The 20107-nt window shown below is 38.1% G+C and carries 26 protein-coding genes; 15 read left to right on the forward strand and 11 right to left on the reverse strand.

Features of this window, described 5'->3' with window-relative positions; translation table 11 throughout:
• Window positions 1-23: 23 nt before the first annotated feature.
• From fliL to CORI_RS05850, 3 genes are read left to right on the forward strand one after another with little or no spacing between them, the layout of a single operon-like run.
• Entirely contained in the window at window positions 24-545 is a 522-nt protein-coding gene (gene fliL / locus CORI_RS05840) for a flagellar basal body-associated protein FliL (protein ID WP_173031192.1), read from the forward strand.
• Window positions 542-886, forward strand: coding sequence for a holo-ACP synthase (acpS, locus tag CORI_RS05845; protein WP_173031193.1), 345 nt, complete (start codon window positions 542-544; stop codon window positions 884-886). The genes fliL and acpS overlap by 4 nt, the downstream gene beginning before the upstream one ends.
• Complete coding sequence (locus CORI_RS05850; protein WP_173031194.1) at window positions 883-1335, forward strand: hypothetical protein; 453 nt, start codon at window positions 883-885, stop codon at window positions 1333-1335. The genes acpS and CORI_RS05850 overlap by 4 nt, the downstream gene beginning before the upstream one ends.
• Here CORI_RS05850 and CORI_RS05855 read toward each other — a convergent pair.
• The 9 genes from CORI_RS05855 to CORI_RS05895 form a co-directional block, all read right to left on the reverse strand.
• A complete protein-coding gene (locus CORI_RS05855) occupies window positions 1325-2194 on the reverse strand; it encodes a fumarylacetoacetate hydrolase family protein (RefSeq protein WP_173031195.1) in 870 nt (289 codons plus the stop codon). The two genes, CORI_RS05850 and CORI_RS05855, sit on opposite strands and share 11 nt — an antisense overlap.
• A complete protein-coding gene (locus CORI_RS05860; RefSeq protein WP_254064890.1) occupies window positions 2191-3183 on the reverse strand; it encodes an SAM-dependent methyltransferase in 993 nt (330 codons plus the stop codon). Before CORI_RS05860 ends, CORI_RS05855 begins: the two co-directional genes overlap by 4 nt.
• Complete coding sequence (locus CORI_RS05865; RefSeq protein ID WP_173031196.1) at window positions 3167-4330, reverse strand: acetylornithine transaminase; 1164 nt, start codon at window positions 4328-4330, stop codon at window positions 3167-3169. Before CORI_RS05865 ends, CORI_RS05860 begins: the two co-directional genes overlap by 17 nt.
• A gap of 11 nt (window positions 4331-4341) precedes the next feature.
• The gene (locus CORI_RS05870) at window positions 4342-4959 is read right to left on the reverse strand and encodes a trimeric intracellular cation channel family protein (RefSeq protein WP_172197834.1); all 618 of its coding nucleotides are present in this window, start codon (window positions 4957-4959) and stop codon (window positions 4342-4344) included.
• Window positions 4960-5148: 189 nt separating this feature from the next.
• The gene (locus tag CORI_RS05875) at window positions 5149-6261 is read right to left on the reverse strand and encodes a HAMP domain-containing sensor histidine kinase (RefSeq protein WP_173031197.1); all 1113 of its coding nucleotides are present in this window, start codon (window positions 6259-6261) and stop codon (window positions 5149-5151) included.
• A complete protein-coding gene (locus CORI_RS05880; protein WP_173031198.1) occupies window positions 6254-6916 on the reverse strand; it encodes a response regulator transcription factor in 663 nt (220 codons plus the stop codon). Before CORI_RS05880 ends, CORI_RS05875 begins: the two co-directional genes overlap by 8 nt.
• Window positions 6917-7020: 104 nt before the next feature.
• The gene (locus CORI_RS05885) at window positions 7021-7536 is read right to left on the reverse strand and encodes a DUF1104 domain-containing protein (protein ID WP_173031199.1); all 516 of its coding nucleotides are present in this window, start codon (window positions 7534-7536) and stop codon (window positions 7021-7023) included.
• A gap of 193 nt (window positions 7537-7729) precedes the next feature.
• Complete coding sequence (locus CORI_RS05890) at window positions 7730-8077, reverse strand: DUF1104 domain-containing protein (protein ID WP_173031200.1); 348 nt, start codon at window positions 8075-8077, stop codon at window positions 7730-7732.
• A gap of 67 nt (window positions 8078-8144) precedes the next feature.
• On the reverse strand, window positions 8145-8951 hold the full coding sequence (locus tag CORI_RS05895) for a M23 family metallopeptidase (RefSeq protein ID WP_173031201.1): 807 nt from the start codon (window positions 8949-8951) through the stop codon (window positions 8145-8147).
• Between the two features lie 94 nt (window positions 8952-9045).
• On the opposite strand from CORI_RS05895, the gene CORI_RS05900 reads away from it, so the two are divergent.
• Complete coding sequence (locus tag CORI_RS05900) at window positions 9046-9705, forward strand: lipid-binding SYLF domain-containing protein (protein WP_173031202.1); 660 nt, start codon at window positions 9046-9048, stop codon at window positions 9703-9705.
• 28 nt (window positions 9706-9733) lie between these two features.
• Here CORI_RS05900 and CORI_RS05905 read toward each other — a convergent pair whose 3' ends face one another.
• Window positions 9734-9943 carry a hypothetical protein gene (locus CORI_RS05905; protein ID WP_169943090.1) on the reverse strand — a complete coding sequence of 70 codons (210 nt, stop codon included), beginning with the start codon at window positions 9941-9943 and terminating at the stop codon, window positions 9734-9736.
• A 207-nt stretch (window positions 9944-10150) separates the two neighbouring features.
• Between CORI_RS05905 and CORI_RS05910 the strand changes: the two genes are divergently transcribed.
• From CORI_RS05910 to modD, 11 genes are all read left to right on the forward strand, one after another.
• Window positions 10151-10585, forward strand: coding sequence for a Fur family transcriptional regulator (locus CORI_RS05910; protein ID WP_173031203.1), 435 nt, complete (start codon window positions 10151-10153; stop codon window positions 10583-10585).
• Window positions 10573-12738 carry a cation-translocating P-type ATPase gene (locus CORI_RS05915; protein WP_173031204.1) on the forward strand — a complete coding sequence of 722 codons (2166 nt, stop codon included), beginning with the start codon at window positions 10573-10575 and terminating at the stop codon, window positions 12736-12738. The genes CORI_RS05910 and CORI_RS05915 overlap by 13 nt, the downstream gene beginning before the upstream one ends.
• An 84-nt stretch (window positions 12739-12822) precedes the next feature.
• The gene (locus CORI_RS05920; RefSeq protein WP_173031205.1) at window positions 12823-13161 is read left to right on the forward strand and encodes an HMA2 domain-containing protein; all 339 of its coding nucleotides are present in this window, start codon (window positions 12823-12825) and stop codon (window positions 13159-13161) included.
• Window positions 13151-13864, forward strand: a complete 714-nt coding sequence (locus CORI_RS05925) for an aminotransferase (RefSeq protein ID WP_173031206.1) — start codon at window positions 13151-13153, stop codon at window positions 13862-13864. Before CORI_RS05920 ends, CORI_RS05925 begins: the two co-directional genes overlap by 11 nt.
• Before the next feature lie 10 nt (window positions 13865-13874).
• Window positions 13875-14201 carry a hypothetical protein gene (locus tag CORI_RS05930; protein WP_173031207.1) on the forward strand — a complete coding sequence of 109 codons (327 nt, stop codon included), beginning with the start codon at window positions 13875-13877 and terminating at the stop codon, window positions 14199-14201.
• The gene (locus CORI_RS05935) at window positions 14201-14506 is read left to right on the forward strand and encodes a Cys/Met metabolism pyridoxal-phosphate-dependent enzyme (RefSeq protein WP_249934728.1); all 306 of its coding nucleotides are present in this window, start codon (window positions 14201-14203) and stop codon (window positions 14504-14506) included. Before CORI_RS05930 ends, CORI_RS05935 begins: the two co-directional genes overlap by 1 nt.
• The gene (locus CORI_RS05940; RefSeq protein ID WP_172197804.1) at window positions 14503-14847 is read left to right on the forward strand and encodes a YtxH domain-containing protein; all 345 of its coding nucleotides are present in this window, start codon (window positions 14503-14505) and stop codon (window positions 14845-14847) included. Before CORI_RS05935 ends, CORI_RS05940 begins: the two co-directional genes overlap by 4 nt.
• The gene (locus tag CORI_RS05945) at window positions 14831-16912 is read left to right on the forward strand and encodes a heavy metal translocating P-type ATPase (protein WP_173031208.1); all 2082 of its coding nucleotides are present in this window, start codon (window positions 14831-14833) and stop codon (window positions 16910-16912) included. The genes CORI_RS05940 and CORI_RS05945 overlap by 17 nt, the downstream gene beginning before the upstream one ends.
• A gap of 24 nt (window positions 16913-16936) precedes the next feature.
• On the forward strand, window positions 16937-18394 hold the full coding sequence (locus CORI_RS05950) for a sodium:alanine symporter family protein (RefSeq protein ID WP_173031209.1): 1458 nt from the start codon (window positions 16937-16939) through the stop codon (window positions 18392-18394).
• Window positions 18394-18693: a helicase gene (locus CORI_RS05955; protein WP_173031210.1), complete on the forward strand. Its 300-nt coding sequence runs from the start codon at window positions 18394-18396 to the stop codon at window positions 18691-18693. Before CORI_RS05950 ends, CORI_RS05955 begins: the two co-directional genes overlap by 1 nt.
• Entirely contained in the window at window positions 18650-19513 is an 864-nt protein-coding gene (gene modD, locus CORI_RS05960; RefSeq protein ID WP_254064892.1) for a ModD protein, read from the forward strand. The genes CORI_RS05955 and modD overlap by 44 nt, the downstream gene beginning before the upstream one ends.
• On the opposite strand, the gene CORI_RS05965 is transcribed toward modD, so the two are convergent.
• Window positions 19499-20062 (reverse strand): hypothetical protein, encoded by a 564-nt coding sequence (locus tag CORI_RS05965; RefSeq protein ID WP_173031211.1) that lies wholly within the window; start codon window positions 20060-20062, stop codon window positions 19499-19501. The two genes, modD and CORI_RS05965, sit on opposite strands and share 15 nt — an antisense overlap.
• Window positions 20063-20107: the final 45 nt, after the last annotated feature.

The following is a 20107-nucleotide window of genomic DNA, read 5'->3' on the forward strand; positions in this document are numbered from 1 at the left end:
ATTATACAAAAAAAGGAGTATTGATGGCTGAAGAGATGGAAGAAAAGCAAACTAAAAAGGGAAATAGCTTCATTCTCATAATAATAATCATAGTTTTGGTATTGCTTTTAGTTATAGGCGGTCTTATCGCGTATCTTGTATTAAGTGGCAACGATCAACCAAACAGTATGCAAGACGGACAAACTCAAGGACAAATGATTTCTAAAAACGCTTCTATCAAGCGTTCAACCGACTATATAAACATGGGCCCTGTCTATCCGATGGATCAATTTATCGTAAATTTGTTAAGCGACAGCGGGTCAAGATTTCTTAAAACAAAGGTCGAGCTGGAGCTAAACGCCGAAGCATTAACCCCTGAAATAGACAAGAAAAAACCACTCATTAGAGATATAATAGTAAGGACGCTATCATCTAAAACTTTTGAAGAAGTAAGCACGATAAAGGGCAAAGATCGCCTAAAAGACGAGATAGTTGATCGTATAAACGAAGTGCTTGCCGACGGTCATCTTAAAAATATCTACTTTACCGACTTTGTGGTTCAATGATAGGGATTGATATCGTTGCCATAGATAGAATTTCAAGACTTAAAAAGCGTTACGGTGAAGCCTTTGCCAAACGCTTTTTAAATGAAAACGAGATCATTTTAGCAAAAACCGATGCGACTCTAGCAGGGTTTTACGCGCTTAAAGAAGCTGTTAGTAAGGCTCTTGGTTGCGGTATCGGCGATGAATGTTCGTTTTTTGATATAGAAATTTATAAAACCGAAAAAAACGCACCAAAAATCAAACTTTCAGAGAAAATTAAATCTAATTTTAAAATCTCGCAAGTAGACGCAAGTATAAGCCATGACGGCGGCTTTGCTATTGCGGCAGTTATATTAAAATGAACTCACAAAATAGCTCAAAGCTTTTATACAGGCTTGATAGCAGAAATAAAACTACTTTATTTATAGCTTGCACACCTATACTCTTACTTCTTATATTTCCGACATCATTTATGCTCTTTAGCGATGGAGCGAAGCTTGTCATAGGAGTAGTTTTAGCTACGGTTTTGCTTTATAATCTTTTTGATAAGTTAAATTTCAGATATATTGAAATTTACGATGACAAAATTATCATTGCAAAGCTTTTAAAGGAGATAAGCTTAGCAAAAGATGAAGTTGTCTCATGTCACTTCAAAAGCTTTCCTTTTATGCCGTATAAAGTTGATATCATAGTCAAACAAGATGGAGATAAACGCAAATTTTACTCAATAGACGGATTAAATTTTAGCCAAAGCAAGCGTATATGCTGGTTTGTTTTATCATCCGGTAGCGAGCATAAATTTAGCTTATAAAATTTTCAAGCACTCCGATACCCTCTATCTCGCAACGAACCACATCACCGCTTTTTAGAAATTTAGGCGGTTCAAACCCCATGCCGACTCCGCTTGGCGTGCCAAGAGATATTATAGTGCCCGCTTTTAGCGTCATAGCGCTACTTAACTCCTCTATCACGTATCTTTCTTTAAATATCATATTAGAAGTGTTTGAATTCTGTCTAAGCTCGCCGTTTACATAGCATTTTATGGTCAAATTTGAGCTATCCAGTTCATCAGCCGTAACAACCGCAGGACCCATAGCACAATGCGTATCAAGCGACTTGCCGAAATAAAACTGCTTATGGCGAATTTGCAAATCTCGCGCACTAAAATCATTTAATATCGTGTAGCCAAAGATATAATCTTTCGCGTCTTTTGCACTTACATTTTTAGCATCTTTTTTGATTATCAAAGCTAACTCAACCTCGTAATCAAGCTTTTGCGTTACTCTTTCGTGAGCTAAAATTTCGCCCCCATGTCCCACCGCCTCATTTACTCTCTTTGAGAAATAAACGGGATATTCGCGCTTGCTGTCAAATTTTTCGCCTTTGAATTTTGCAGATTCGGCTGCGTGATCCATGTAATTTATGCCAAGACAGATGATATCTTGACGAGGCTTTATGATAGGCGCAAGAAGCTTTGCCTCGCCAATCTTAAGCCCCCTCGCTTGAGCCTCAAAAACACTTAAAAGCCTATAGTCTTTATCGCTTGCACGCTCTATAAAGTCATTTAAATCTTTAAATTTAAGCCCTATTTCATCAAAGCTTATAAGCTCGTTATCACTACTTACTATGCCCGTTTTTACACAGCCGTCAAAAAATGTTACAAATTTCATCTCGTCCCTTTGTCAAATTCTATCATCTTAAACCTCTCGCCTAAAAATTCAGGGCTAGTTAAAAATTTAAACTGCTTTAAAAAGCTTTTGTAAGCACTATCTCCGCCGTTTTTAAGCACACATTCAAGCACCTCAGCGCCGCCAAAATCCACTATCGCTGCGGACTGTTTTTTAAACCCTTTAAAATCAAAACCGCAATCTTTAAATTCCTGCCTAACCTGCGCGAAATTCAGATCATAAGTTATGTCACTTACTCCAAAAAACTCTTTTAAATTTCTAAGCTCAAACGGACTAAAAACCCTATGCTCTTTATAAATTCTAAGCGTTATATCGCTCCTAGAGCCCATATCTCCGTAATCAAAAGTTATAAACTTAAGTTTGCGCGCCGAATTTGCCAGATCTTTTGCAAATTCGCTTAAGCCGGTTATGATCTCGCCTTTAGTGATTTCAAATTTCTTGCAAACTGCCAAAATTTCCTTATCTGCGCTATCCCAAAATAGCTCGTCATCCTTAACGTAAAGCATCTTATCGCCATCTACTACCTCGCAAGCAAAGCAGTCAAATAGCTCATTTGAGATGAAAAACGCCTCATCAAATTTACACTCCTTTAAATGCAAAAAATGATTTATGATAACCTCGTCGCCAAATTTTTGCTTTAAATTTTGAGTTTGAATTTTGCGCAAATTTGCGTGAGGCTCTATGATGTTAAATTTCAAAGTTTTTAAAATTTCAGGCTGAAAAGTAAAAATTCCGCTTATAAAATCGCCCATCATAGAGCCGTCATTTGCGCCTATCTCAACGATATTTGCATTTGGCGAGAATTCGCCCTTTTTAAGCAAATTTAAAAAATGATAAGCAAGCGTAACCCCAAAAAGAGCCCCTACGCTAACGGATGTGTAAAAATCCCCATTTTTTCCTATATTAACACCGTTTTTATAGTAGTTTTTATTTAGCCAGTTATCAAAATACGAGCTAAATTTTATACTCACTTATAGCCTTTGTAAGCCTTTTAAATCCCTCTTTGATCTCGCTTTTTTTGATATTTAAAGAGGGTAGAAATCTAAGCGTTTTTACTCCTGATTTTAATATCAAGACACGGTTTTTATTTGCCAAATTTATAAGCTTTGATATATCAATTTCATCTTTTAAGCTAAGTCCTAGCATTAGTCCAAGACCCTCTTTTTTATCAAAAATTTGAGGAAATTTAGAGCATAGAGCATCTAAATTTTCATTAAAAATTTCTATAGTTTCATCTAGCTTACCACTTTTTTTGATCTTTTTAAGCTCGCTTAAAACGGCAAGTGCTGTGCTAGTAGCAAGAAAATTACCGCCAAAAGTAGATCCGTGATCTCCCGGAGCAAATACACTATGCCTGCAAGCGCAAGCACCGATAGGAACTCCTCCGCCAAGCCCTTTGGCAAAGGTAATGATATCAGGCTTTATACCATAAAGCTTAGATGTAACAAACTCGCCCGTTCTATACACTCCGCACTGAACCTCATCTGTTATGAGAAGTAGTTTTTTCTCTTTTAAAACTTTTGCAAGGCGCTTTACTTCGCTCTTATCAAGCGCATTTATACCGCCCTCGCCTTGAACTAGCTCTATCATAACCGCAACGGTTTTTTCATTTATATTTTTAATTATCTCATCTATGCCGTCATAAAATTTAAAGCCTTCTATGTAAGGAGCGTAAATTTCAGGATGAAATTTATCCTGTCCGGTTAGCTTCAAAGTAGCTAGAGTTCTGCCGTGAAATGAATTTTTAAGAGTTATTATCTCAAATTTTTTCTCTTTAAAATTTGTCGCACCATACTTTCTGGCTAGCTTTATGGCGCACTCATTAGCCTCCGCACCGGAATTACAAAAGAAACTAAAAGCCTTAAATCCAAGCTCCTTTGATATCGCTTTAGCGAGCTTTTCTTGAGGCTTTATAGCGTATAAATTTGAGCTGTGAAGCATCTTTTGGCTCTGCTCTTTAATCGCTTTTACTATGCTTTTATTTGCATGTCCAAGAGAATTTACGCCGATACCCGAAGCAAAATCTATATAATCTCGCCCCTTTTTATCAAAAAGCATGGCGCCGTTTCCTCTTTCAAATCCAAAATCAAATCTCGCATAAGTGTCTAAAAGATACATTTCATCCTCCTTTAATCAAGCCTTGGCAAGTGCCAACCCCTATAATAGGCCAAAAGCCTAAAAACAATACCGAAAGCAAAAAGCCCCATTATCCACCATATATTAGTAAATCCAAAATGATGCATCACAAAATAGACCGCACCGACTACGATGCTAACGGTCGCGTAAAGACCCGTTTTTAAAAACCAAGGAACTTCGTTAAATAAAACATCACGCAAAATTCCCCCGCCTACGCCGTTGCAAAGCGCAAGCATAACAACTCCAAAGATATTATATCCATATTGCAAGGCGATTATCGCTCCGACGATAGAAAAGCTTACCAGATCCACGGCGTCTGTCGTTACAAAAAGGAATTTCTTCTCTATATCGCTACGCTTGTGAATCCTAAAAAGAGCGGAGAGAACAAGCATGACTATAACTATAATGCAAGGCATGTAGTGAGTAAATGAGTATAGAGGTCTAGATACTATGGTATCTCTCATAAATCCTCCGCCAAGAGCCGTCAGTAGCGCTGAGACAAATATGCCAAGCCAGTCGCAATTTCTCTTAACCGCAAACAAAAACCCGCTAACCGCCGCAGATGCGATACCGATATATTCGGGTATTAAAAAAATTTGTAAATCGTCCATACAAGCTCTAAAGTTAAAATTTAAAGGCTATTTTACATCTTTAAGCTATAAATTTGGTTGAATTTTAACTTTTAAGCAGTTAGTTTCATCGCCAAAAACGGTCTTTAAATTTAGCCAAAACAGCCAAAAATATCATATAAATTTTACTCTGATACCTGCTTAAAAATACTTGAAATTTATCTAGTCGTATCAAAAGGCGACTTTAAATTCCGTTATGCCGTTACCGCTCTTGCAGCTTATTTTGAATTTCAGCTCATCGCAAAATTTCTTAACGATATTAAGCCCTATGCCAAATCCTCCGTTTGCCTCGTCAAATCTCGTGTAAAGATCAAATATATGAGGTAAATTCTCTTTTGATATTCCCTGTCCGCTATTTGTGATAACAAGAGCTTTTTTATCAAGCTTCACGCTTACATCTCCGCCTTCGTTTGAGTATTTCACGGCGTTACTTAAGAGGTTATCAACTATCTTTCGCACCTTAAATTTTGAAGTTACAAGCGTGACATCCTTGATATCAACAGTTAAATTTATGCCTTTTTGCTTTAAATTTAGCGAGAAAAACTCAAGCCTCTCGCTTACTATATGAGCTAAATTTACCTCTTCATTCTCTTCGTATTTTTTATTTAGCCTTAAGATCGTAAGGTCTTCGTATAAATTTGATATCGTATGCGCGGCGGTTTTGATATTGCCAAGATATTTTTCAGGATCGGTTTTAAATAGCTCTATACTCATCAAAATCACGCTTAAAGGAGTGTTTATCTCGTGAGTCGTATCGCGGATAAATCCGTCTAAAAACTCTATCTTTGCGTATAGCGGACGCAGAGATAGCCTGATGATAAGATAAGCTATTAGCAAGATCGCGGCCAAGACTCCAAGCGAAACGAGCAAAATTTGAGCCTTGAGTGCTAAGAGTTTAACCTTAACATCAGTGCGCTTAATGGCTACAAGATACTCGTTTTGACTTTTTTTATCATGGACTTTAAACTGCACTACATTTTCTTCACCGTCCATGTAGTTACGCCCCATTCCCTGCTTTGGCTTAAAGTCATCTTCTATCACTTCGCCCGTTTTTAAATTTACGACATAAGCCTTCATGTCGTCAAAGTCATCATCGTCAAGCTCGCCGTTGTTGTGAAGTTTTATCTGAAGTTCGCGCTTAAAATCCCTAAAATCAAATGCGTCCTTGTCCATTATGAAGTGTTTTTCTCTATCATAAAAAACTTTGCCGAAAAACACCAAAAACGCAACGCTGGTTAAAAAATACAGCAAAAATATGGGCAAAACATGGCGTTTCTTAAACATATCTATATCCTAGCTTTGATGCGCTTACTATACGCTCCTTGCCAAGAATTTTGCGCAGTTCGGTTATATAAACGCGCAGACTAAGCTCGCTTGGATTCTCGTCATAGTCCCAAATTTGCTCATAAATTTCATCTCTGCTTATGAACCTATCTCGGTTTTTAAGCAGCAGAGTTAAAAGTTTGGCTTGTTTTTTAGGCATGGTTACTATCTCTTCGCCCTTATAGAGCACGCCTTGCTTCATATCAAAGCTGAAATTTTCATCAAGCATTTCAAATTCGCTTACGTTATGCACAAATGTTCTTTTAAGGATGTTATTTACGCGCAAAAGCAGCTCTTTAAGCTCGAAAGGCTTTTTGATATAGTCATCACATCCGCTCAAAAAGCCCTTTTGAAGATCGTTTATGGTGTTTAAAGATGTAGTAAATATGCAAGGAGTAAGCCTTCTAGCCTCTCTTAGCTCTTTTAGTAGTTCAAAGCCGTTGCCGCCGATGATTTTAACGTCAAATATCCATAGATCAAAGCTATTTTCATAGGCTAGATCCAAAGCCTCATTGTAGCTTTTGACACCCTCTACTTCAAAATTTTCACTTCGAAGATACGAACACATCATATCAAGCAGCATCGCCTCATCTTCGACTACTAAAATTTTAGCCACCATTACTCCTTAAGCTAAATTTACGGATATTACTATTTTTGATTTTAATAAAGCATAAATTTTAGCTTTAAGCTCTTGAGCCAAAGAACGCAAGAGCCATAAATTTACTGCCACATACAGCCAAAGCCTGCACCGTATCCCTGCGCGCTATTTTTATTCATACCCATTCCCTGGGCTTGATTCATACCGCAATTAAAATTTTGATTGCAGTTTTGATGAGCTTTCATCTTGTGTCCTTTGCCTGATTTATGATGCCAGCCGTGACCGTTACTTTGACCTACGCCATAAGCGTAAAATCCCATTTTACGAGCCTCTTTTACGCTTAAAGCGTCTATTTTATCCCTCATCATTGCTCTATACTCTTGCATAAATTTTACTCTCTCATCAGGACTCATCGCAGACATCTTCTTTCTCATCTGCTCTCTAAAGTCGCCTCTTATATCCGCTATCTGCGAATCAATCTTGACCGCGCGCTTATGAATTTCAAACGAAATTTCACTTAGCGTCTTTGCGTCCGCACTTGCTATCATGCTGTTTAACTGCTCGTTTGAACTATCGCTAATTGAGCTTGCAAACAAACTTCCCGCGATTAATATCGCAATCAAACCTAACTTTTTCATCTTCTCTCCTTGTGTTGAAATGTAAGTAAAGTATAAAGAAAAGTTGTGAAGAAAAAGTTAAGCAAAATTTATAAAATAATCTATAGTGTGAATTTAAATTTATCTTTTTAGTTAAATTTGGTATGTAAATTTAAGATTATAAGAAAGTCAAATTTGACCGAGTAGTTTCGGTCAAATTCCGTGTTGTATTAGATTAAATTTCTATGGGCTTAAGTGCCAGTTCGTTTGCCTCTTTAACGCTTAAATTTAAGACTTTTTCATTGTAGCTGGCGATAAATTTTTCTTTAAATTTCGCTTGCTCATCTTGGCTTATAGAGGCTATTTTCTTATCAAACTCGGACTTAAAGTCTTGCTTTGAAGCCTCGGCTTCAACTCTTAGCTTGGCGGCTCTTTTATCTATCTCAAATGAAATTTCGCCCAAAGTCTTAGCATCGGCGTTTTTTATCATTTTGGCAAATCCGCACGACTGAGCTTTGTCAAATTTCGCCGATAAATAAGCTTTAAAAGCAACTAATATGCTCATGATTTTTAATCTTTTCATATTTTCTCCTTAAAAGTTATGAAAAGATTTTAAAAAGAAGTTGTGAAGAAAAAGTTAAGTCGTCAAACTAAAAAAGAGCGTTTATCTTTTTGATGAAATTTATCGGATTTACCTGCACTGAGTTTACGATAACGCCAAAATGAAGATGAGGACCGCTAACTCTGCCGCTAGCTCCGCTTAGTCCGATTATCTCGCCCTTTTTTATCTTTGCGCCAAGCTTTACGTCAATCCTGCTTAAATGATAATACTGCGTATAAATTCCCTCTCCGTGATCTATCACAACCGAGCCTCCGGCGTAGTATCTATCTTTTGCGATTACGACTATACCGTCATTGCTGGACACTACAGGAGTACCGATAGCCGCACGAAAATCGGTTCCTGAGTGATAGCTCTTAACCAGATCGTTAAAAACTCTAGCAGTTCCAAATTCGCTTGTGATAACAGAGCTCATGGGACTAATAAACTCGGAGTTAAATTTAAGCCCTTTTGAATAGGTCGCATAAATTTTACTAGCCTCTTTGCGCTCCTTTTCAATTCTTTCTAAGACATCTTTTGGCGGAGTTACTTTTGAAGGCTCTACGCTTATCTTTTCTTTTTTATAATCTCCTTGCTCCACTTTAAAAATAACGCTCGTAATTTCGCCGTTTAACTCGTTTTTTAAAACCAACTCGCCCTTTTTATGATAGCTTGCTGAAACTATGGCAAATTTTAAATTTTTATCTTCTGGATGAGGATGCCAACTTCTTTTTTTACCGTCGATACTCAAATTTCCTGCAAAATTTGAACCAATCTGAACTATTTCAACATCGCCGTTTATAATGCTCTGAGCTACCAAATTTAGGCATATTGCCACTATTAAAAAAATCTTTTTCATGTAAACACTTTATATAAATTTAGCAAATAATTTTTAAATTTAATAAAAAAATACTATAATAATGCAATTAGTTTATCAAAAAAAGGAAAACAATATGAATAGATTGTTCAAAGTTACGCTTGGACTGCTTGTAATGTTTCAATTCGGGCTTGCCGATCTTACTCAAAATCAAAAAGTAAGAACAGCGCTTAATATACTTGATAGCTTTGGAAGAGGAAACAAAAGCTACAATTTAAAAGATATTAAAGCAATCGCGATCATTCCAAACATGACAAAAGGCGGAGTTATCATAACCGGTCATAGCGGAAGCGGAATTTTTGTCGCAAGAAACGATGATAACGAGTGGAGCAGCCCTGTATTTATCGATTACAGAGGTGCTGGCGTTGGCGTGCAGGCAGGATATCAGTCAAGCGATTTAATTTTGCTTTTTAAATCAAGCAGATCATATGACGGACTGGTAAACGGTAAAGGCTCAATTGATGTAAGCGCAGATGCTTCGTTTTTTAAATCGGGTGTTAAAACAGGGATCATGACGGATTTGCCTGAAATTTCGGCTTGGGCTACTACTCCTGCTGATAATTCGGGGCTTTTTGTAGGCGTTAGCATGAATGTATCAAACATCGTAGTAAATAATCAAGATACAAATGACTACTACGAAAGAATCTACAATATCGAAGACATATACAACAACTCTCCAAAAGAGAGCAGATACACTCAAAAGTTAAAAGAAGTTATACTGAAATATTTTGATTAAAATTTAGAAGATATGGTTTAGTCTTTGGCTAAACCATATAAAGAGAAACGAATCTTTTTTTATTGATCGGAGAAAATTGAGTCATATACTCAAAAGCCTCTTCGTAATCGCCGTCAGTATATTTTGCAACCTCTTCGATTAGTTCAAAAAGCTCTTCATCATCCATTGACTCAAAACTGCCTCTATTTTCCAAAACTTCCAGCAACACGGCGTCTAGCTCAAGCTCATCGTACGTCATAATCCACCTTTTAAAAGTTTTTGCGGAATTATGCCAAAAGAAACTTTAAATTCGCTTATTTTAATAATTCTTAAAATTCGCAAAATATTTCCCGGTCGCTCTTAATTTTATAACCAAATCAGCTTATCTTAACTATAATATAAATTATGATAGCGATTATAAATTCTGCAAATAAAATTCAAAATTTCAAACATAAAGAGTAGCACAATGCAAAATTTTGATAAATTCTATTCAAAATTTTCGGCTTTCTTAAAAGACTTTAACTATAAAAATTCTATCCAAAAAGAAAGAATCCTAAAGATACTTTATGTCAGTGATGAGCACTTAAGTGCAGCCGATATAAAGGCTATTTTCAAGGATGAATTTGAAGAGAGTATAAGCCTGACGGCAATTTATCAATTTTTAAATTTTCTTGAGGAGATAGCTCTTGCTATAAGCTTTGAAAAAGGCGGGGTTAAGAAATTTGAGCTAAATTTAAAATCGCATCACGATCATATAATATGCATAAAATGCGGCAAAGTGGCTAGCTTTTACGATGAAACGATAGAGCGAAGACAAGATGAAATTTGCAAAGAGAGAGAATTTAAAAACGAAGGACACACAATGATACTTTACGGAGTTTGCGCACAATGTCAAATTTAGTTATAAAGTCCAAAACAAACGGACGCGTGAGGCTAAAATCAAAAGAATTTAGCCCGGCCAATATAGGCAAGATAGAAAAAATATTGCAAAATAAAGTTAAAAATTTAAGGCTCAATCCCTACTGCCACTCACTTATAGTGCATTTTGACGAGAGTAAGATAAATTTAGATGAAATTTTTAAAAATTTAAAAAGAGCCATTCCGAATTTAATTCCAGATCAAAATTTAGCAGACAAACCAAGCTTAAAAGATAAAAGCAAAAGAATTTCAAAAAGCGCTTCAAAAGCCTGTTTGCCTTGCAGTGTAGATACTAAACCTAACTGGAAAATCAAACTTCTAAAATTTTCAGCCCTTACTCTGATAGCAGGAGCGATTTTTGTTAAAGAGCATATCATGCTAACCCCGATCGGCATTATCTCTAAACTTGCTCTTGGCGCATTTAGTCTCTATCTTTCCGTCCCGCTTTTAAAAGAGGGCCTAAGCGAGCTAAAAGAGAAGAAAATCAGCCTTCAAAGCTTCATCGCATTTGCGCTTATTATCGCGATTTTAGGCGGAGAAGTAACGGCTGCATTTGAGATCATCTACATACTTAGAGGAAGTATGCTCTTTGAAGAATACACGGCGAACAAATCTCGCAGAGAGATTGAAAATTTAATAAGCTTAGATGCCAAAAAAGCGTATGTCCTGCAAGGAGATTTGGAAGTGGAAATTCCGCTTGAAGAGATAAAAGAAAAAGACATTATAGTATGTAGAAGCGGAGAGAAGATCGTAGCCGACGGAGTTATCGTAAACGGAAGTGCAGAGATAAACGAAGCTATCATAAACGGTCGAAGCGAGAGCGTTTATAAACAAAAGCACGATAGCGTCTTTGCAAATACGCTCGTTGAAAAAGGCAGAATATACATCAAAGTAAGCGCAACAGGCAGTGAAACGTATATTTCAAGAGTGATTAGCGAAGTGCAAAAAAGCCTTGCAAACAAAAGCCAGAGCGAACTAAGCGCCGATAAGCTGGCTAGCCGCGTGCTAAAGCTGGGCTCGGCTTTAAGCGTTGGGACGTTTTTTGCGATGGGTTCGTTTCTAAGAGCTTTTAGCGTGATGATCGTGATGAGCTGTCCTTGCTCTACGGTGCTTGCCGCAAGCTCGGCAATAAGCGCCGGCATAGCAAGAGCCGCAAAAGACGGAATCCTCATAAAAGGCGGAGAATTTTTAGAAAATATCAGCCAAAGCGATGTGTTTTGCTTTGATAAAACGGGCACTTTAACTACAAGCAAGCCGGTATTGGTGCATTTTGAGCTTAAAAAAGGCGTTAGCAAGGAGGAGTTTTTCAAAATTGCGGCAAGCTGCGAATACCACAACACTCACCCGCTTGCAGTCTCAATCCTTGAATATACAAAATCACTTGGCATAAGCGTAAATTCAAAATTTAAAAGCGAAATTTTACCCGGTCTTGGCGTAAAAGCGACATTTGAAAACAGCGAGTATCTGCTTGGAAATTTAAATCTGCTCAAAAATCACGGAATAAAAAGAGTAAATTTTAAAGTTGATGAATTTAAAAACAATGCAAACACTATCGTATATCTCGCAAAAGACGGCGTTGTGCTAGGCTTTATGGCGTATGAACACGAGATAAGAGAAGGAAGCGTAGAAGCGATAGAAGCTTTAAAAAACAGAGGTGTAAAAAAGGTCGTTTTATTAACGGGAGATGATGAGAAGGTAGCGACCGCATTTGCAAAGAAATTTAAATTTGACGAGATTTATCACTCGCTAATGCCTGATGATAAGGCTAAGATCGTGGAGTATTTGAAAGCCCACGGTAAAGTCGTAATGATAGGAGACGGCGTAAACGATACGCTTGCTATGAGCAAAGCGGATGTGGGTGTATCCTTTGCCAGCGGAGGAAGTGAAGCCGCGATAGAAATTTCAAATATAGCTATAACAAACTCAAGACCTATGGATATAATCAGGCTTTACGACCTAAGCAAATTCGCACTTAAAGTAGTAAATCAAAACTACCAAATCGGCACAAGTACAAATATGCTAGGAGCCGCTCTTGGCGCTCTTGGAGTGCTAAACCCTGCCGGAGCAGGTCTGGTACATATAGCTCATACCGCAGGGATCATAGCAAATTCAAGCAGAATAGGCATAAAAAGTTGATAACGATATGCAAAAAACTTTAAGTTAAGCTTAAGTTAAGAAGTGGATAATAACGACAAATAAAGTAAATTTCAAAGGAAAACATTGACCGCAACGCCAAATTTAGTAGCCACGGATATGATTTTAAAGATAGCTTCGTATTTCACGCCGATTCACCACACTACAGGACGCTTAAGAGTGCGCGTTAGCAGCAAGATAAAAGACGAAGCGCAAAATTTAGACATAAGCAAAATAGACGAGATGATAAACAGTATAGACGGCATAAAAAGCGTCAAATTTAATAAACTTATAGGCTCGGTAACCATAGAATACGATAAAGAAGTATTTGCAAAAGAAATTTGGGACGATCTGCTTGCGGGCAGAAACATGGATCAAATTTCAATCAGGATAAACGAACTTGCAAGGAATATATATGCAAAATGAGAATTTTGATGAAATTTTAGTTACGGCGTGCGCGCTTGAGTCAAGAGGCGTAAAGCTGTATGAGAATTTGCAAAAGCAAGATGATGTCTTTGCTCAAATTTTAGCGGTTAGAAAAAGCGGTCTAACGCTTTTAGAGCAAAGCTACGGAAGCGTTAGTTATAAGGAGCAGGAATGCTTTTTTGCGCCGTCAAACGACATTCAAAGCTCGCTTATAAAAGCTCTTAATTACGAGATAGAATTAAATGCCGCATATGAAAATTTAACTCAAAATTGCAATGATGAGGGCTTAAGAGATATATTGTTTAGACTTTGGGCCACTTCTCATAACGAATACATACCTGCTCTTAAAGCAAGGCTATGTACCGAGCTAAATGCCCAAAACAATGGCTATGCATCAAATTTCAACAAGCAAGAGTATAAAAAAGATGATTGCGATGATGATGATAAAGATGAGTATAAAAAGCATGAATACGGCGATAAATTCGGCTTTGGCGGATTTAACGAGAACTCATTTAAAGAGATGAGTAAAATTTTAGAAAAAGTAGCCTCAGGTAGAGGATCACAAGAAGATATTGCGGCGCTTTTAAACAGTCCTCATATATCATTTTTCGGTGGGCTTGCACTAGGTGGGCTTGCCGGGGTATTTTTAAACAACATGATAAAACAAGAAGGCAAAGAAGATGATAAACAAAACCAACAATAAAGGATTCAACATGGCACTACCATTTATAGCAGGAGTTGTGGCAGGCGGACTTGTCGTAGCGGCATTTAACAATAGAAAAAAAGTAAAATCGGCACTTGAGTGCGGACTTGAAAAAGGTAAAAACGTAGCAAACGAAGTAAAGGAATTTACTACAGAGAAATTTGAAAAAATTTCAAAAGACATCAAAAAAGAGGTCAAAAAAGGTAGAAAAAAAGCTGAAGCCAAAGTAGAAAAAACCGAAGAAAAAGCTCCGGCAGCAAAGAAAAAAAGAGCGCCAAGAGCTAAAAAACCGGCTGCTCCTAAAGTAGATACAACACCGGCGGCAGGCGCTGAATAATGAACCCGCTAACTTCAACAACAAGGCTTCCTATCGATCATATGATAAGCGGAGCCTTAATCGCAGGCATAACGGTGGGCGGACTAAGCTACAACGAATACAAAAAAGGCAACATAAGCTGCAAAGAAGCGACTAAAAAAACTCTAAAGCTAGGCTTGCAAGGAGGCATAGCCGCAGCTTGTGCGATCAGTGCTTCAAATAAACTCGTAAGAAGAAACTATATAGGTGCGGCGCTTACTACGGCAATCGGCGTAGGGACTATAGTATTAACAGAAAAATTAATAAATCCAGAGGAACAAATATGAACAACCCTTATATAAATTCAACTCAAACCGTAAACAAGCTAAACGATGACGGAAGCACTACTACGACGACAACGACCGTAAGAACTACGGGCATGCCAAGTGCTTTTGACAAAAGCGTAAATGGCGCATTAAAAGACTTCGTTCCTGAAAATTTTAACGCCGCTCACTTCATCAAAGGAGCTTTAATAGGCGGTGCGGTAGCTTACGTATTATCAAATGAAAAAGCTCAACAAGCGATATTCTCCGCTATCGTAAAGGGATCAAATTTGCTTCAAGCCGGATTTGAGGAGCTAAAAGAACGATTTGAAGACGTAAAGGCTGAAATTGAGTCACAAAAATAAAATTCGCATCGCTCATCAAAGCAAAAACCGAGTTAGGTTTATCTGCGATGAGATCACTTCAAACTGCGATGAAAGTTTTTTAGAAGCTCAAATTTCGGAATTTAAATACGTAAAAAGCGTAAGGCTCAATAAAAAAGCAAAGAGCATAATCGTAGAATTTTACTCAAATTTAGACGATATAACTAAATTTTTAGAAAATTTAAAGATCAAAAACCTAACTAAAACAAAAGAAGAGCCAAGCAAGGCAGAAATCTATAAAGCGGCTTTATCTATGGCGCTTAATCCGCTTTTGCCCGATCATAAATTTAAAGGATTAGCCACGCTTTACGCATCGGCTCCGCTTTTTAGCGAAGGTATTAAGGAGCTTTTTAGCGAAGGTGTCACATCAAAAGTACTTGAATCCATGGCTGTTGGAGTAAGTCTTGCAAGGCGTGATTTCTTGGCGGCAAACAGTACAAATTTGATGCTTGCGCTTGGTGAATACATGGAAGAAAGCGCAGTTCACAGAAGCGATGATTTGGTAAAAGAGCTTGCAAAGCCAAATATCGAAGAGGTCTGGGTAGAAAAGATAGAAAAAGGCAAAAAAACCCTTACGAAAGTAGCCACCCAAAGCGTAAAGATAGGTGATATCGTAGTAGTGGGTGCAGGCGAAAGTATCGGTATAGACGGATATATAGTAGAAGGCGCGGCAAGCGTAAATCAAGTATCCATGACAGGTGAAGCCGAACCCGTGAAAAAAGAGCGCGGCGATCGTGTGATGAGCGGAACGGTAGTTGAGGATGGACGCATAAAAATTTGGGCGGAAGGAGTCGGCGAAGAGACGGCGACAGCTCGCATAAAGCAATACATCCAAAGCTCGCTTAATGAAAAATCAAGCGTCGGGCTAAAGGCTACCAAGCTTGCCGATAAGCTAGTGCCAGTAACCTTATCGCTTGCCGGTCTTTCTTATATCATGAGTAGCGACATGACTCGTGTAGCTTCAGTGCTTCAGGCTGATTACTCATGCGCTCTTAAGCTTGCAACTCCCGTTGCCTTTAAGTCAAGCATATCAAAGGCGGGTCGCAACGGAGTTCTCATAAAAGGAGCAAAGGCCATAGAGGCGCTTGCCGCTGCGGATACATTTGTATTTGACAAGACCGGCACGCTTACTTACGGAAGCTTGCAGGTAGTAGAAATCCACTCGTTTAAAGAAAACGTAAGCAAAAGCGAGCTTTTAAATTTAACGGCAAGCGCAGAGGAGCACTACTTCCATCCTGTAGCAGAAGCCATCGTAAAAGCGGCTCGCGAGATAGGATTTCACCATATCCACCATGACGAGGTTGAATTTATCGTAGCTCACGGCGTTAAGACTTATGTAGGCGGCAAGGAAGTCGTGATAGGCAGTAGGCATTTTCTTGAAGATGATGAGAAAATTTGCTTCAAAGAGCATGAAAGCATCATAAGCAACGCCATTACCAACGGACTAACCCTTCTTTACGTAGGATATGATAAAGAGCTCTTGGGCGTAATAGCCATGAAAGATACGATGAGAGAAAACGCCAAAGAAGCACTTAAGCAGCTTAAAAAAATGGGCGTAAAAGAGCTCATAATGCTAACCGGCGATATCGAAAGTAAGGCTCATCAAGTAGCAAACGAGCTTGGTATCGATAGGGTATTTGCCAACTGTTTGCCTACGGATAAGGCAAAGATCATAGAGCGCCTCAAACAAGAGGGCAAAAACGTAGCTTTCATAGGTGATGGCATAAACGATGCGCCGAGCCTTATGCGTGCAAATGTCGGTATAAGTATGCAAAAGGGTGCCGATATAGCAAAAGCCACGGCTGACATAAGCCTGCTAAAAGACGATATATACGCAGTTGTTACCGCAAAAGATATGGCAAATAAAACCATGCGACTTATAAATACGAATTTTAACGCCACGGTCGGCATCAATTCGCTTATATTAGCAGGCGCTACATTTGGGCTTTTAAACCCTATCGCAACTGCATTTTTGCATAACGGCACCACGATAGGACTACTTGCAAATTCCATGAAAGGCGTAAGGCTTAAAAAGGGCGATTCATAATAAATTTTAATCTTGGGATAATTAATGGATAAATTTTTAAACGATATAAACGATAAGTTGGATTTTTTAAACGGGTTTTTGTATAGCTATTTTTTAGTTATTGTTCTTATTTTTGCGGGAATTTACTTTAGCTACATCACTAGATTTGTTCAGTTTAGGATGTTTGTCGAAGCCCTTAAAGTGCTAGTTGAAAAGAAAGATAAATACAACAAATACCAAATTTCGCCGTTTCAAGCACTGATGATCTCAACCGCCTCAAGAGTAGGCATAGGCAACATCGCGGGAATTTCCGCAGCCATAGTCGCAGGCGGTCCTGGGGCGCTATTTTGGATGTTTATCATGGCGTTTTTAGGCTCGGCTTCTGCGTTTGCTGAAAGCACCCTAGCGCAAGTTTATAAGACTAAAGACAGGCTTGGGTTCAAGGGAGGTCCTGCGTATTACATCAAAAACGGACTTGGCATAAAGTGGCTTGGAAGCTTGTTTGCCGTTATCCTGATCATTACTTACGCTTACGGTTTTAACGGACTTCAGTCATACACGATGACTTCGGCTTTTGAAATTTATTATGATCAAAGCGGAAGCGGAGTTTCATTTCAAGACAGCCTTCTTCCGTTTGCCATCGGGATAATTTTAATGGCGTTTAGCTTCTTGCTGTTTTTCTCAAAAAGCCACGTCATAGGCAAAGTAAGCTCTTATGTAGTTCCCTTCATGGCTCTTACTTATGTAACGCTTGCTTTTATAGCTATCATCATGAATTTAGACGAAATTCCGCAAGTTATGAGGCTTATATTAGATAGCGCATTTGACTTTAAGGCGATTTTTGGAGGATTTGCAGGTAGCGTGATAGTTATCGGCATTAAGCGCGGTCTATTTTCAAACGAAGCCGGTATGGGCTCAGCTCCAAATGCAGCCGCAGCGGCACACACAAGTCATCCGGTAAAACAAGGGCTAGTGCAAGCTCTTTCGGTTTTTATCGATATGACTATCTGTATAGCTTCAGGACTTATAGTATTATTTTCCAAGGCCTATCTTACAAAGCAACTAGCCGCAAACGGCGAGCCACTAACGGCGCTTCCGCTCATTCAAGCGGCTATGAGAGAGTATTACGGCGATATAGGGCTTCACTTTACCACGGTTGCGGTGGTGCTATTTGCGATCACTTCGCTTATAGGCAACTTCTACTACGCACAAGCGAATATGAAATTTTTAACCAAAGACAATAAACCTATGCTACTATTTAAAGCTACAGCCGTTATTATGGTATTTGTGGGCTCGCAGATGAATTTAAAAATAGCTTGGAATATAGCAGACGTTACCATGGCATTTATGGCCACCATAAACATCATAGCGATACTTCTGCTTTCAAAGGTCGTCATGAAGGTATTAAAAGACTATGAAAATCAACGCAAAGCAGGCGTAAATCCGGAATTTCACCCTGAAAGCCTCGGTATAGAAGGCACAACTTGCTGGAAAGGAAGATAATGATAAGCGGAGAGCTTTTAAATTTAAACACGCACAGAAAGGCTGCTAAAGTCGGCATGAGCGTAACTTTAGCGACAGTTTGCCTTACTTCATTTAACCTAAAAAGCAAAGCCGCTAAAAGACTTCATGTCGCTTCAGGATGGGCTTTTGTAGGCTTTTCTTTATATCATGCGGGGCTTTATGATAATGGAATTTTTAAAAATATGATAATAAATGCCCAAAAGAAGCAAGCCGTAGAGAAAAGACTTGCCAAAAATGCAAAGACGAAAAAGATCAAAGATGCTGATAAACGAAGCTGAAATTTTAGCCTACATCAACGAGGATTTGCCCTACTTTGATCTTACGACAAGTCTTCAGGATATAGACAAAAACGCTGTTTTAGAGATAAAAACAAGAGAAGATATCATCGTAAGTTGCGTTGATATCTCGGCTAAGATCGCAAATTTACTAGGATGTGAGGCTAAAATTTGCGTGCCAAATTCCAAGCAGGCAAGAGAAGGCGAAACGATAATTAAAATTTCAGGAAGCTATAATGACGTGCATAAGGCTTGGAAACTAGCTCAAATTACGCTTGAATACGCTTGCAAAATTTCAACTTATACGAATTTGATGGTTAAAGAAGCAAGAAAAGTAAGCGACAAATGCCAAATTTTAACCACAAGAAAGACATTTCCATTTGCCAAAAAGCTCTGCTTAAAGGCTGTCTTAGAAGGAGGCGGAGGAATTCACAGACTAAATTTAAGCGATAGCGTGCTGTTTTTTGATAATCACATTAAAGCATACGGTAGTTTTGATGATTTTTTAGCCCAAATTCCAAATTTTAAGGCTAGAGCTCCTGAAAAAAAGATCGCCGTAGAGTGTGAAAATCTTGAGAATTTCGCCAAGCTTTTAAAGGCCGGTGCAGACGTGATTCAGTGTGACAAAATGAATATAGATGAGCTTAAAGAGGCTGTAAATTTAAAAAACAGAGCTAACTCAAATGCTATCGTTATAGCAAGCGGCGGCATAAACGCTAAAAACATAGCTCTTTATGCGACTACCGGCATTGATGCGGTTACAACCTCGGCCGTATATACACAAGGGATGGCTGATTTAACGAGTGCATTAAGTCTGATATAATCTATCAACACTATCTTCTACCAACTTTATTCTTATGCCTGTTATCATCTCATCGTTGCAAGATTTAATTCTATCCGAACCGTAAAATAAAATTTCTTTATTTTTAGAAACCTTATAGAGAGATAATAAAAACTCGTCAAAATCCTCTAAATTTTTATACACATGACAACTTATAATTATTTTATTATGATTATAAAAAACGAGTGTAGAAAAACTCCTGTAACTCTCACATAGAAAGCAAATATTATCTAATGGGAATTTTTCGCCTACAAAGGTTATTAAATTTTTATTTGTTACTACAAGTCCTTGCCTGATAAATCCCAATACATCTCTATAAACAAGCACAATAAAGGTTATACCAAGCACTACTGCACCGAATTTATGAAAAATAGAATTTTCTATAAAAATGAAATACGAAGCTACGATAAAGAGAGTACTAAAAATAATTCTAAGAAGGGCTAAAAACCTTATGCAGCAAAGATATTCACATACTATCCCTTCATCACTATCAAGCTTTATGCATTCAGGAGTTTTGATAAAGTATCTCAAATTTAGCCCTCAAAATCAAAACGGCGGCGCGGCCAAACAGCAATA

The sequence above is a fragment of the Campylobacter sp. CCUG 57310 genome, assembly GCF_013201975.1.
GTDB classification, from domain to species: Bacteria; Campylobacterota; Campylobacteria; order Campylobacterales; family Campylobacteraceae; genus Campylobacter_A; species Campylobacter_A canis.